The sequence below is a fragment of the Phaeobacter italicus genome, assembly GCF_019801785.1.
GTDB classification, from domain to species: Bacteria; Pseudomonadota; Alphaproteobacteria; order Rhodobacterales; family Rhodobacteraceae; genus Phaeobacter; species Phaeobacter italicus.
Genome location: NZ_JAHVIJ010000004.1, coordinates 157,286 through 169,445, shown reverse-complemented (window position 1 = coordinate 169,445; position 12,160 = coordinate 157,286). Strand labels below are relative to the sequence as shown.

The 12,160-nt window shown below is 59.4% G+C and carries 13 protein-coding genes and 1 tRNA gene; 7 read left to right on the top strand and 7 right to left on the bottom strand.

The features are described from left to right. Nucleotides 1-4: 4 nt before the first annotated feature. The gene (locus KUV39_RS10990; protein ID WP_222459785.1) at nucleotides 5-583 is read right to left on the bottom strand and encodes a TetR/AcrR family transcriptional regulator; all 579 of its coding nucleotides are present in this window, start codon (nucleotides 581-583) and stop codon (nucleotides 5-7) included. A gap of 146 nt (nucleotides 584-729) precedes the next feature. After that, nucleotides 730-1,845, bottom strand: a complete 1,116-nt coding sequence (gene ald, locus KUV39_RS10985) for an alanine dehydrogenase (protein WP_008562844.1) — start codon at nucleotides 1,843-1,845, stop codon at nucleotides 730-732. A 139-nt stretch (nucleotides 1,846-1,984) separates the two neighbouring features. Here ald and KUV39_RS10980 point away from each other — a divergent pair, with 139 nt between their 5' ends. From KUV39_RS10980 to ppk2, 3 genes are all read left to right on the top strand, one after another. Further along, nucleotides 1,985-2,443 carry an Lrp/AsnC family transcriptional regulator gene (locus KUV39_RS10980; protein WP_008563173.1) on the top strand — a complete coding sequence of 153 codons (459 nt, stop codon included), beginning with the start codon at nucleotides 1,985-1,987 and terminating at the stop codon, nucleotides 2,441-2,443. A gap of 118 nt (nucleotides 2,444-2,561) precedes the next feature. After that, entirely contained in the window at nucleotides 2,562-4,157 is a 1,596-nt protein-coding gene (locus tag KUV39_RS10975) for a GMC family oxidoreductase (protein ID WP_222459784.1), read from the top strand. A 276-nt stretch (nucleotides 4,158-4,433) separates the two neighbouring features. Further along, nucleotides 4,434-5,351, top strand: a complete 918-nt coding sequence (ppk2, locus tag KUV39_RS10970) for a polyphosphate kinase 2 (protein ID WP_008560785.1) — start codon at nucleotides 4,434-4,436, stop codon at nucleotides 5,349-5,351. A gap of 488 nt (nucleotides 5,352-5,839) precedes the next feature. Here the strand turns inward: ppk2 and rpsU are convergent, their stop codons facing one another. Further along, nucleotides 5,840-6,046, bottom strand: coding sequence for a 30S ribosomal protein S21 (rpsU, locus tag KUV39_RS10965; RefSeq protein WP_005614280.1), 207 nt, complete (start codon nucleotides 6,044-6,046; stop codon nucleotides 5,840-5,842). Nucleotides 6,047-6,208: 162 nt separating this feature from the next. Here rpsU and KUV39_RS10960 point away from each other — a divergent pair, with 162 nt between their 5' ends. Continuing rightward, nucleotides 6,209-6,916 (top strand): COQ9 family protein, encoded by a 708-nt coding sequence (locus tag KUV39_RS10960; protein ID WP_222459783.1) that lies wholly within the window; start codon nucleotides 6,209-6,211, stop codon nucleotides 6,914-6,916. Nucleotides 6,917-7,037: 121 nt separating this feature from the next. Further along, nucleotides 7,038-8,030: an NAD(P)H-quinone oxidoreductase gene (locus KUV39_RS10955; protein ID WP_046211828.1), complete on the top strand. Its 993-nt coding sequence runs from the start codon at nucleotides 7,038-7,040 to the stop codon at nucleotides 8,028-8,030. 27 nt (nucleotides 8,031-8,057) lie between these two features. On the opposite strand, the gene KUV39_RS10950 is transcribed toward KUV39_RS10955, so the two are convergent. Together KUV39_RS10950 and KUV39_RS10945 are read right to left on the bottom strand one after the other, a co-directional pair. Beyond that, nucleotides 8,058-8,915: a DUF2189 domain-containing protein gene (locus KUV39_RS10950; protein WP_046211829.1), complete on the bottom strand. Its 858-nt coding sequence runs from the start codon at nucleotides 8,913-8,915 to the stop codon at nucleotides 8,058-8,060. 165 nt (nucleotides 8,916-9,080) lie between these two features. Further along, a complete protein-coding gene (locus KUV39_RS10945; protein ID WP_008561508.1) occupies nucleotides 9,081-9,740 on the bottom strand; it encodes a ribonuclease T2 family protein in 660 nt (219 codons plus the stop codon). Between the two features lie 142 nt (nucleotides 9,741-9,882). On the opposite strand from KUV39_RS10945, the gene KUV39_RS10940 reads away from it, so the two are divergent. Together KUV39_RS10940 and KUV39_RS10935 are read left to right on the top strand one after the other, a co-directional pair. After that, nucleotides 9,883-10,653, top strand: coding sequence for a DUF1013 domain-containing protein (locus KUV39_RS10940; protein ID WP_008559735.1), 771 nt, complete (start codon nucleotides 9,883-9,885; stop codon nucleotides 10,651-10,653). A 234-nt stretch (nucleotides 10,654-10,887) separates the two neighbouring features. After that, a tRNA-Met gene (locus KUV39_RS10935) sits at nucleotides 10,888-10,964 on the top strand. An 89-nt stretch (nucleotides 10,965-11,053) separates the two neighbouring features. Here KUV39_RS10935 and recR read toward each other — a convergent pair. After that, complete coding sequence (gene recR, locus KUV39_RS10930) at nucleotides 11,054-11,653, bottom strand: recombination mediator RecR (protein WP_008561330.1); 600 nt, start codon at nucleotides 11,651-11,653, stop codon at nucleotides 11,054-11,056. Nucleotides 11,654-11,811: 158 nt separating this feature from the next. Beyond that, nucleotides 11,812-12,156: a YbaB/EbfC family nucleoid-associated protein gene (locus KUV39_RS10925; protein WP_008560119.1), complete on the bottom strand. Its 345-nt coding sequence runs from the start codon at nucleotides 12,154-12,156 to the stop codon at nucleotides 11,812-11,814. Nucleotides 12,157-12,160: the final 4 nt, after the last annotated feature.

The following is a 12,160-nucleotide window of genomic DNA, read 5'->3' as shown; positions in this document are numbered from 1 at the left end:
TCGGTCAGCTGGTGGGCAACAGGGCGCGGGTCTGCGCCATGGCGGTTTTGAAGGGGCGGTCATCCTGTGACAGATGGGCCATGAGGCTGGCGCCCAGCCAGATTTGGTAAACTGTGGTGGCGGTGGCCTGGGGATCGACCGTTGCGTTCAGAGAGCCGTCAGACTGTGCCGCGCGGACGCAGCTTGCGAGCTTGGCGACGATCGCCTCTACCCCGGTTTGCAGGATGGCGCGCATGTCTGCGGAGAGGTCGGAGATTTCAGCGCCCAGTTTGACGATCAGGCATTTCTGATCGGCCTGGCCGGAGAGTTGCCGGTCTTGCCAGGCGGTGAAATAGGCCAACAGCTGATCGCGACCGCTGAGGGCCGGATTGTCCAGCGTCTGGCGCAGTTCGCTGCGATATTGATCAACATAGTGGCTGAGCAGCGCGCATCCATAATCCTCCTTCGAGGAGAAGTAATGGTAAAACGACCCCTTCGGCACCTGCGCCGTGGCTAGCAGTTCGGACAGGCCAACAGAAGTATAGCCACGCTGTGCTGTCAGCTTGCGACCGGTGTCGAGGATATGCGTACGCGTGTTGCTCATGCGGAGAAGATAGGAGCACTAGACCGATTGTCTAGGGGTAGGGATTTTTTAGGGTATTTTTCTGGGCTGTTTGAGGGGGCCAAATGCAACAAGGCCCCGCGTAATGCGAGGCCTTGTCGGGGCTGATGCCAAGTTTGGGGAGGGAGTTACTTGATCATCAGCTGAGGAGAAACAACGTCGAGGCCAAGCGCCTTGCCGACCGCGAAGTAGGTCAGCTTGCCCGCGTGGACGTTCAGACCGTTCAGCAGGTGCGGATCATCTGCGCAGGCCTGCTTCCAGCCCTTGTCGGCCAGTGCCAGCATGAAGGGCAGGGTGGCATTGCCCAGGGCCTGGGTCGATGTGCGCGCCACGGCGCCCGGCATGTTGGCTACGCAGTAGTGCATGATGCCGTCAACGTCGTAGATCGGATCAGCGTGGGTGGTCGCGCGGGAGGTTTCAAAACAGCCGCCCTGGTCGATGGCAACGTCCACCAGCACGGCGCCGGGTTTCATTTCGGACAGCTGCGCGCGGGACACCAGTTTCGGTGCGGCTGCGCCGGGGATCAGAACCGCGCCGATCACCATATCGGCTTCGCGCACCAGATCAGCGGTGGCACCGGCGGTGGAATACTGGTTCTTGAACTCGCGGCCAAAGACATCATCAAGATACTTCAGACGGGGCAGGGATCGATCGAGAATGGTGACATCCGCGCCCATGCCAGCTGCAATCTTGGCCGCGTGGGTGCCGACAACACCGCCACCGATCACGACAACCTTGGCCGGGGAAACGCCCGGAACGCCGCCCATCAGAACACCCCGACCACCATTGGCCTTTTGCAGAGTGTAGGCCCCGACCTGAGGGGCCAGACGGCCTGCAACCTCGGACATCGGGGCCAGCAGGGGCAGGCCGCCACGGTCATCGGTTACGGTCTCATACGCGATGGCGGTGCAGCCCGATTCCAGCAGGTCGTGGGTCTGCTCGGGATCGGGGGCCAGGTGCAGGTAGGTAAACAGCAGCTGACCTTCGCGCAGCATCTTGCGCTCAACGGCCTGGGGTTCTTTCACCTTCACGATCATGTCGGCGGTGGCAAAAATTTCCTCTGCGGTGTCGATGATGGCTGCGCCAGCTGCGACATAGTCTTCGTCCGTGAAGCCAGCGCCCATGCCGGCGCCTTTCTGGATCAGCACGGAGTGACCGTGGTTGACGGCCTCACGCGCCGCGTCAGGCGTCATGCCGACGCGGAATTCCTGGGGTTTGATCTCGGTGGGGCATCCGATTTTCATTGCAAAAGTCCTCCAAACTCTTTGCCTATAGCCTGAGTGAGGTGCGACAAAATGTGCTGCTTTTTTGAGCAGAATTAAAACATGTCTTTCGAAGAATCTTCGCGTATATAGGTTATATCTAGCAAGGATCTTCGCGAAAATGTCTCTTGATGAAACGGATCGTCGCATACTGTCGGTGTTGCAAAAGCAAGGGCGCATTTCGAATGCGGATCTGTCCGAACGGGTGAACCTGTCGGCATCGGCCTGTCACCGGCGGGTGCAGCGGCTGGAGACCGACGGCTATATTCGCGACTACGTGGCGTTGCTGGATGCCCGAAAAATGGCAGTGCCAACCACGGTTTTTGTTGAAATCACCCTCTCTGGTCAAGCGGATGAAGTTCTGGATGCCTTTGAAAAGGCTGTGGCGCGAATCCCGGATGTTCTGGAATGTCATCTGATGGCGGGGACGGCGGATTACATCCTGAAGGTGGTGGCAGAGAACACCGAAGATTTCGCCCGTATCCACCGCCAGCATCTGGCCCGACTGCCGGGGGTCGCACAGATGCAGTCGAGCTTTGCGCTGCGCACCGTGTTCAAGACGACAGCCCTGCCGGTCTGACGGGTCGAGCGCACTGCGACCTTCTGCGACCTCTGTCGTGCTTGCCTGACCCGTTGATCTGGGAAAGACTGCCGCAAAAGGGAAGAGGGCGGCTGATACAGCTGCGGTCGGGGGGCAGATGGACTGGGATTATATCATCGTTGGTGCAGGCAGCGCGGGCTGTGTTCTGGCAAACCGGCTGAGCGCGGCCGGGCAGCGGGTGCTCATCCTTGAGGCAGGTGGGAAGGACAATTACCATTGGGTGCATATCCCGATGGGGTATCTTTACTGCATCAACAATCCCCGCACAGACTGGATGTACCGAACCGAAGTGGAGGCAGGCCTGAACGGCAGAGCATTGATCTATCCCCGTGGCAAGGTGCTGGGTGGATGTTCTTCGATCAACGGTATGCTTTATTTGCGCGGACAGGCGGCCGACTACGATGGCTGGCGGCAGCGTGGGCTTGTCGGCTGGGGCTGGGATGATGTGCTGCCCTATTTCAAGAAATCCGAAGATTATGTTGATGGCCCGTCCGACATGCATGGGGCGGGCGGCGAGTGGCGGGTTGAGAACCAGCGCCTGCATTGGGACGTGCTGGACCACTGGATGGAGGCCGCCGCAGAATGGGGGCTGCCCAAGGTTACGGACTTTAACACCGGCAACAACGAGGGGGTTGGCTATTTCCGGGTCAACCAGCGTGCGGGCTGGCGGATGAATACCGCAAAGGCGTTTTTGCGCACGGCAACGGGGGAGAACCTGAAAGTCGAGACCGGCGCACATACCCGGCGCATTCTGGTAGAGAACGGCCGGGCCGTCGGTGTCGAATACATGCAAGGTGGAGAGATCAAGACCGCCCGGAGCCGGGGCGAGGTCATTCTTTCGGCCGGGGCCATCAACAGCCCTCAGATCCTGCAATTGTCTGGGTTTGGTCCGGCTGACCTGTTGCGCGGCCTCGGAATTGAGGTGCTGCGGGATATGCCCCAGATCGGGCAGAACCTGCAGGACCATCTGCAGCTACGGTGCGCCTGGCGTCTGGAGGGGGCGCAGACGTTGAACACCCTGGCAAACTCGATCATCGGAAAGGCCAAGATCGCGGCTGAATATGCGCTGCGACGGTCGGGCCCGATGTCCATGGCCCCCAGTCAGCTGGGGGCGTTTTCCCGCTCCCGTCCGGATCTGGCGACCCCGGATCTGGAATATCACGTTCAGCCCCTGACACTGGAGGCCTTTGGCCAGCCTTTGCACGATTTTCCGGGTCTAACCGCCAGCGTCTGCAATCTGCGCCCCGAAAGCAGGGGTGAGGTTGCAATCACCAGTGCCGACCCGATGCGGGCGCCGCGTATCGCGCCAAACTATCTCTCTACCGAGGGCGACCGGCAGGTGGCTGTCGCAGCGATCCGGCAGGCGCGTGCGATCATGTCCAAAGGTGCGATGCAGCGATATGCCCCGCAGGAGATCAAGCCCGGCCTTGGGGTTGGTGATAGCGTCGAGGATCTGGTTCAGGCCGCGGGTGATGTGGGGACGACGATTTTTCATCCCACCTGTACGGTTCGTATGGGCGTGGATGACGATGCGCCGTTGGATGGCGCGCTGCGGTTGCGAGGGGTGGCGGGGCTGCGGGTGGCGGATGCCAGCGTGATGCCGACCATTCCCAGCGGCAACACCAACGCCCCCACCATCATGATCGCGGAAAAAGCCGCTGACTTGATCCTTGCGGAGGCTGCGGCCGGCTAGCGCAGAGAGTGCCAAAGGGCTGGGGCGAGGATAAATTGCAGGCAGATCAGCGCCATTTGATGGTCCGGCGCGTTTTGTCCCCTTGCGTCTGTCCCGGATATCCGATTCCCTGAAGTGGACCCGACTGATGTCAGTCGGCCAACGCTATCCCAGGTCGAGCCCAGGCGATTTCGGAGAGTTTCGTGCTTCGTCTGCCTTTTGCGTGTCGTGACATGAAACGATCACATCCGACTGTTAGGGCGGCGTTCCAAGAGATGACTTTGAAGGAGCCCCAGCGTGACCAGCGACAATGACCTTGATGCCTTTGATTGGTTGGATGCAGAGCTTCAGGACACGCTTGATGAAGATTTTGAAATCGAGTTTGCCGAGCCGATGCTCTCGATGGAGCTGCGCAAGATCTATCGATCGCAGCATCCGGAGATGCTGGACCGCAAGGTCTATTTCCGCAACCTCCTGAGGCTGCAGGCGGAACTGATCAAGGTGCAGGACTGGGTGCAGCACACAGGTGCGAAGGTTTGTATCCTGTTTGAGGGGCGTGACAGCGCAGGCAAGGGGGGCGTGATCAAGCGGATCACGCAGCGGCTCAATCCGCGGGTTGCCCGTGTCGTGGCCCTGCCTGCCCCCAGTCGGCGGGAACAAAGCCAGTGGTATTTTCAGCGCTATGTGCCGCATCTGCCAGCGGCTGGTGAAATCGTTCTCTTTGACCGGTCCTGGTACAACCGCGCGGGGGTCGAGCGGGTCATGGGGTTTGCCAGTGACGATCAGGTCGAACAGTTCTTTCAGGACGTTCCGGAATTTGAACGCATGCTGGTGCGGTCGGGCATCATCTTGTTGAAATACTGGTTCTCGATCACTGATGAAGAACAGCAGCTGCGGTTCATGATGCGGATCCATGATCCCATGAAGCAGTGGAAGCTCTCCCCCATGGATCTGGAGAGCCGGATCCGCTGGGAGCAGTACACCAAAGCCAAGGAAGACATGTTCGAGCGCACCAATATTCCGGAGGCGCCGTGGTATATTGTCGAAGGCAACGACAAAAAGCGCGAACGGCTGAACTGCATCGAGCATCTTCTGACCAAGATCCCATACGAAGACGTCCCCAGCGAGCGCGTGTCCCTGCCTGACCGGAATTACAATCCCGACTACGAGCGGCGGGTTCTGCCTGATGATCTGTATGTGCCCAAGATCTACTGAGCTGGGCTGACATGGCGCGCCAGGCCTGACGCATCGCAGCGATGGTGTCAGGCGCGGGATGCGAAAGAGAAGCGATCCGCCTTGCGGGTCGCTTTGTCATGTGTGGGTGCTGGGCGGAGTGTCAGGGAACTGTCGGAAAAAACGGGAGGGTAAAAAACCCGGAGCGGCAAAATGTCTTGGTCATTAGGGGGTAAGACAAGCGCCTGATGGGGGGGAGACGCTGCCAACTCCGGGTTACACCGCCGGGTGTTCCAGGTCCGACGGGACGGGCAGTGCTGGGGAAACGCGTCAGCCTGCCCGCTCGACTAAGAGTTTAGCGTAATTCGACCGGATGAACATGAGGCAAGGCTATTATTTTCGATAAAATTCCGGCTTCCGTCGTGGAAATCGAAGGGGCCTCCCCATATCTGGCTAGCCCAAAAACGACAAACCCCCGCGGCTGGGCCTCGGGGGTCGTCAAATGTATCCGAAAAAGCGGATCGAAGGGCTCAGAGGAGGCCTTCGCGCTGTGCTTTCTTACGTGCCAGTTTACGGGCACGGCGAATCGCTTCAGCTTTCTCACGCGCTTTTTTCTCGGACGGCTTCTCGAAATGTTGCTTCAGCTTCATTTCGCGGAAGACGCCTTCGCGCTGCAGCTTTTTCTTCAGGGCACGAAGCGCCTGATCGACGTTGTTGTCGCGAACACTAACCTGCATGTGGTTTTCACCACCTTTCTAAGTTGAGTTGCAAGGATTTGCAGGAGGTGGCCATATAGCAAGCCTGCACTAGTTTGTCCAGTGTCCGGTCCTGAGGCGTTTGGCCTGCTGTTCCGGCCGGAAATTTGCGTTATGAGATCCTAAAAACCGGAAGGCATTGAGATGACCCTAAAGCATGATACCGCCCCCGCCGCTGATAACGTGGTGAACCAGCTTTTGGATGCCGCTCTCATGCATGTTCCGTTTGATGGATGGAGTGATGCGACGTTTGCAGCTGCGGTGTCGGATGCAGGCGTTGACCGGATTGTGGCTGATGCCATCTGCCCCCGGGGCGCGGTTGATCTCGCCGTGGCCTATCACAAACGCGGCGATGCGTTGATGTTGGAGCAGCTGGCCGCCGAGGACATGACCGGCTTGCGCTTTCGCGACAAGATCGCCCGCGCCGTTCAGCTGCGGCTGGAAGTCATCGACGACAAGGAAGCGGTGCGACGGGGCACGACGCTGTTTTCCCTGCCACAATATGCTGGCGATGGCGTGAAGCTGGTCTGGGGAACAGTCGACGCCATCTGGACGGCGCTTGGCGATTCATCTGAGGACATAAACTGGTACACCAAGCGAGGCACGCTTTCGGGGGTGTATTCGGCGACTGTTCTGTATTGGCTGGGGGATGACAGCCTTTACCATCAGGCCACCTGGGAGTTCCTGGACCGGCGCATCGACAATGTGATGCAGTTCGAAAAGCTGAAGGCCAAGGTGCAGTCCAATCCGCTGCTGAAACCCCTGATGGTTGGGCCGAACTGGTTGGCACAGCAAATTCGCGCCCCCGAAGCGCGGGATGACCTGCCCGGATCTGTCGGACCGCGCACCTGAGTCCGGGTACGAATTTACGCTGATGTGACGAAAGGGCGTCCCGCTGGGGGCGCCTTTGCTGTTTGCGCAGGCGGGGGTGGATGTTAGGCACGACGCACAGCAGGACGAGGAGGACGGACCTATGAGTGACATGATGCGGGCGATCGAAATCAGCGAGCCCGGTGGGCCGGATGTCCTGCGGGAATGTGACCGACCAATCCCGGCACCAGCGCATGGTCAGGTTGTCCTCAAGGTGGCTTATGCCGGTGTGAACCGACCTGACGCGTTGCAGCGTGCAGGCAAATACGCGCCGCCTCCCACCGCCAGTGACCTGCCCGGACTGGAAGCGTCTGGCGTGGTGGTTGCAATCGGGCCCGGTGTGAGCGGCCTTGCGCTGGGGGATGCGGTTTGTGCCCTTTTGCCCGGTGGGGGCTATGCGGAATACGTCGCCACCCCGGCTGCACATTGTCTGCCTGTTCCTGCGGGCCTGTCGATGAAACAAGCGGCCTGCCTTCCCGAGACTTTCTTTACCGTGTGGTCCAACGTTTTTACCCGCGGTGGGCTGAAGGCCGGAGAGCGCTTTCTCGTGCATGGTGGGTCGTCCGGGATCGGCACGACCGCAATTCAGCTTGCGTCGACCCTTGGGGCGCGTGTTTTCACGACGGCAGGCTCTGACGAGAAATGCGCCGCCTGTCTGTCGCTTGGGGCAGAGAGGGCAATCAACTACCGCACCGAAGATTTCGTCGAGGTGATGAAAGGCGAGGGCGGTGCGGATCTGATTCTCGATATGGTGGGCGGGGAGTACATTCCCCGCAATATCCGCGCCTTGGCAGACGATGGGCGGATGGTTCACATCGCGTTTCTGTCCGGCCCCAAGGCCGAGTTGAACTTTGCTCAGATCATGGCGCGGCGGTTGACCGTGACCGGATCCACCCTGCGTCCGCAGAGCGATCTGGCCAAGGCACGGATTGCGCAGGATCTGCGAGAGGTGGTTTGGCCCCTGATTGAGGCAGGCACGGTTGCCCCGGTGATGGATCAGACCTTTGCGCTGGCCGATGCGGCGGCAGCCCATGCGCGGATGGAAGGCTCGACCCACATCGGCAAGATCGTTCTGGAGGTTGGTGGCGAGGCCTGAGCCCCGCCAACAGCAGCGAATTGTGGGTTACGCGACTGCACGCCTGTAAAGGTGCCAGGTCGCGTGGCCGAGCAGCGGTATGACCACGATCATACCGGCAAACATGGGCAGGGCGCCAATCAGCAGCAGAGCCCCCACAATCACCCCCCAGGCAAGCGTTACCATCGGGTTCCTGCGGACTACCCGAAGGGAGGTCGCAACAGCGACGGGCAAACCGGTGTGCCGATCCAAAAGCAATGGAAACGACACGAGACTGACCGCCAGCGCAGCAAATGCAAAAAGCGCACCCACAGTAGAGCCGATCAGGATCATGGCCCAGCCCGGTCCTGTCATCAGAGCATCGCGGGCAAAGGCCATCAGGGAGCTTGGCGGTTCTGGCCCCAGGGTGCGGTTGTAGATGGCCGCTGCAAACATCAGCCAGAGAATGAACAGAGCCGCCAGGTAAAGACCCAGCATGACAATTGAAAGAAATGCAGGAGAGCGCAGGACCGAGAACGCATCCATCCAGCGCGGTTTGAATCCGGCTTCGCGGCGCGCTGACATCTCATAAAACGCAACCGCGGCTACCGGACCGATCAGGGCAAAGCCCATCACCAAGGGAAAGATCAGCGGCAGAAGATCCATCGACAGGCTGAGCACGACCATCGCCAATCCGATAAGCGGATAGAGAAACACCAGCGCCATCGCATCAGAGCGGCACGCGCTGAAATCCTGCCAGCCTGCGCGCAGTGCCGCGCTGAGATCTGACATGTCCAACTGCTGAACTTTTGGTGTTTCGGTCGCCCGATCACTGCCCAGATGATCTACCGAGTTTGACATATGTGCGCCGGTTTGCCCGAGGTGTTTGGCAAGCCAGCTGATGGGATTTCCGATTGTACGTTCCATGATCCTATCCTCCCGACAACAGCGGTTTCACACCGCCTGGAGAGGCCAGATCTGTGGCGACCGAGATCGGTGCGTGAGATCAGTCTACCACAAAACCATCGCAACTGCGGTCACTTGCGTGTCACACAGGCGTGACACGTTGGTGAGACCAGGGTTGGCCCGACCTCAGCGGATGGGAGCAAAGACCGCGTTCTTCATCTGGCAGTCCTTGATGACATCACGGCCACAGGGCACCGGCCTAAGATCGCGCGACAGGCAAATGCGGGCTTCCTGTATGTGGCCATCCCGGCAGGTGATCGTCAGCGTATCAGGCGCGAGGGTTTCGTTTTCCTTCAGGAACGCCTGTTCGACCAAGCTGGCGGGCAGGGTGATCTCCTGCGTCAGTTTGCGAAAGATCTGCGGTCTGTTGATCTGATCATAGGCTTGTCGTGACAGCGCGAAATAGTCATTGGCTGACAGGCCTGAACAGGTGCCATGTTTCTTCCATTGATGCCAGGCGAGCCCGGATGTGCCCATGATATCAGCCATTTCCGCAGTTTGGCGGCGGCTTGGCGGGGCTTCTGGCGTGCGGCAGTAGCTGGGCCAGCCTCGGTGGAACTGCGGCCAGAGACCGTGCAGGATCCAGCCATGATCGTGGCGGGGGTCACATTGATCAGAGCCCTTTGCATCCCCTTCAACAGCGCACCAGTTTGGTGACCAGCTGAGGGCGAGAACGTAGTAGTCGAAAACCCCCGCCCGCTCGCCTTCGGCTTGGGCCGTTGTGGCATGGGTGGCGGTGACAGCCGTGAGAAAGGCGGCCATGAGGGCCCGGATCATCCTGCGCATTCGCCTCTTTCCTTATAGAAACAACGCGACTATATAGGACTGAAGTTCCCCGACAACGGAAACCGCCCCACACCGGGGAAGCCTCTTTCAGGCGACGGGAAAGATGTATCCGGGGGTTTGAGTGTTTTAAGGAGATGAGCACATGGCAAAACCGTTGATGGCCAAGGCTACCGCCGTGTGGCTGGTGGACAATACCACGATCAGCTTCAAACAGATCGCCGATTTTGTGGGCATGCACGAGCTGGAAATCCAAGGCATTGCTGATGGTGAAGTGGCTGTTGGTGTGAAGGGCTTTGACCCGGTTGCAAACAACCAGCTGACCCAGGAAGAGATCGACAAGGCAGAGGCCAACCCGCTTCACAAACTGAAGCTGAAGTTCAACCCTGCTGCCGCAGGCGAGGAAAAACGCCGTGGCCCGCGTTACACCCCGCTGTCCAAGCGTCAGGACCGTCCTGCGTCGATCTACTGGCTGGTCAAATTCCACCCAGAACTGTCGGACGGCCAGATCTCCAAACTGGTGGGCACCACCAAGCCGACCATTCAGGCGATCCGCGAGCGGACCCACTGGAACATCGCAAACATCCAGCCGATTGATCCGGTTGCTCTGGGTCTGTGCAAACAGTCCGAACTGGATGCTGCCGTGCAAAAGGCCGCTGCCAAGAAAGCCGCTGAAGGCGGTGTCATGAGCGATGATGAACGCCGCAAGCTGGTGTCCACCGAACAGTCGCTGGAGATGGACGCAGAGCCGCGCATTCCGACCGCGATCGAGGGGCTGGAGACCTTCACTCTTGGTGGTGGCGACAAGTCGAGCACCGATGAGGAAGACACCGTTCGCGATGCGGACAGCTTCTTCAACCTGCCTGCAGGTGGTGGCGACGATGATGAGGACGACGACGCAGATCCGCGCTTCTGATTTCTGCTGCGCCTGAGCAGCAGTCGCAATTGCAAGGACCCCGATACGTGTTGCGTATCGGGGTTTTTTGTTGCCAGGCGCCATTGAAAGCGCGTTGCAGTTCATCACATGGGGCGCTGACTTTGGGGCAATTGGTGGGTGGTCGAAAAAATCTGCATTATCCTGTGGATCTCTGCATTTTTATGACATTTCTGCCTTGACGCTGGACTGTGGCTGGCGTAATTCGCCCCCAACGGCGCGGTAGCTCAGTTGGTTAGAGCGAACGACTCATAATCGTTAGGTCGGGAGTTCGAGTCTCCCCCACGCCACCACTTCTCTCTTACAAAAATGACTCGACTGACTGGCTGAAATTGCCGGTTTATCGCTTTGTTTTCAGTCTGTTGTTCTTGCGAGCCGCGGATCAGATTTCCTTGCGGGCGCGCAGGGCGGCGCTGATGGTGCCTTCGTCGAGATAGTCCAGCTCTCCCCCGATGGGGACACCCTGCGCCAGCGATGTCAGGCGCACCTGACCCGAGAGTTGATCCGCGATGTAATGGGCCGTGGTCTGCCCATCGATGGTGGCGTTCAATGCCAGAATAACCTCGGTCACGGCTTCGGCAGGCACCCGGTCCAGCAGGCGCGGAATGCGCAGATCGTCTGGTCCGACTGCATCCAGTGCAGAGAGGGTCCCGCCCAATACATGGTAGCGGCCCTTGAAGACGCCTGCACGTTCCATTGCCCAAAGGTCAGAGACGTCTTCGACCACGCAAAGCTCGCCATTGGCGCGTTCGTTGTCTTCACAGATCGGGCAGATGTCGTTGGTGCCGATGTTGCCACAGTTGAGACACTCACGGGCGGTTGCGGCCACTTCGGTGATCGAGTCGGCAAGCGGCGTAAGCAGCAGCGCGCGTTTTCGGATCAGATGCAGGACAGCCCGTCGCGCGGACCGGGGGCCAAGCCCTGGCAGCTTGGCCATCAATGCGATCAGGTTTTCGATTTCGCTGGTCGAGGTGTCGCGCATCTCTGTGGCCCTTTTTATCTATGCCATATAGGCCAGCCGCCGCCGTAAAGTGCAAGGGCGGCGCGGTGAAATGTTCAGGTTTTGTTTTATGGCTCTTCTTCCGCCGGACAACAAAAAAGGCAGCCGAAGCTGCCTTTGTCTGCCGGATCGGGCTGCCCTTAGAAGGGCAGCTTGATGTCCTTGGGCAGGCCCATGCTTTCGGTCAGCTTGCCCATTTCGTCCTGCGCCTTTTCAGCCGCTTTGGCCTGTGCATCCTTGATCGCGGCGAGGATCAGGTCTTCGACCACTTCCTTGTCGTCACCATTGAAGATCGACGGATCAATATCCAGCGCCTTCAGGTCGCCCTTGGCCGAGGCGGTCGCCTTCACCAGGCCTGCGCCTGCTTCGCCGGTGACCATGACGTTGTGCAGGTCTTCCTGCATCTGCGCCATTTTGGTTTGCAGTTCCTGTGCCGATTTCATCATCTTGGCCATATCGCCAAGACCACCGAGGCCTTTGAGCATGGTA

Coding starts and splice junctions, on each gene's coding strand:
- KUV39_RS10990 (WP_222459785.1), bottom strand. CDS start 583: ATGAGCAACACGCGTACGCATATCCTCGACACCGGTCGCAAGCTGACA.
- ald (WP_008562844.1), bottom strand. CDS start 1,845: ATGAAAATCGGATGCCCCACCGAGATCAAACCCCAGGAATTCCGCGTC.
- KUV39_RS10980 (WP_008563173.1), top strand. CDS start 1,985: ATGTCTCTTGATGAAACGGATCGTCGCATACTGTCGGTGTTGCAAAAG.
- KUV39_RS10975 (WP_222459784.1), top strand. CDS start 2,562: ATGGACTGGGATTATATCATCGTTGGTGCAGGCAGCGCGGGCTGTGTT.
- rpsU (WP_005614280.1), bottom strand. CDS start 6,046: ATGCAGGTTAGTGTTCGCGACAACAACGTCGATCAGGCGCTTCGTGCC.
- KUV39_RS10960 (WP_222459783.1), top strand. CDS start 6,209: ATGACCCTAAAGCATGATACCGCCCCCGCCGCTGATAACGTGGTGAAC.
- KUV39_RS10955 (WP_046211828.1), top strand. CDS start 7,038: ATGAGTGACATGATGCGGGCGATCGAAATCAGCGAGCCCGGTGGGCCG.
- KUV39_RS10950 (WP_046211829.1), bottom strand. CDS start 8,915: ATGGAACGTACAATCGGAAATCCCATCAGCTGGCTTGCCAAACACCTC.
- KUV39_RS10945 (WP_008561508.1), bottom strand. CDS start 9,740: ATGCGCAGGATGATCCGGGCCCTCATGGCCGCCTTTCTCACGGCTGTC.
- KUV39_RS10940 (WP_008559735.1), top strand. CDS start 9,883: ATGGCAAAACCGTTGATGGCCAAGGCTACCGCCGTGTGGCTGGTGGAC.
- recR (WP_008561330.1), bottom strand. CDS start 11,653: ATGCGCGACACCTCGACCAGCGAAATCGAAAACCTGATCGCATTGATG.
- KUV39_RS10925 (WP_008560119.1), bottom strand. CDS start 12,156: ATGCTCAAAGGCCTCGGTGGTCTTGGCGATATGGCCAAGATGATGAAA.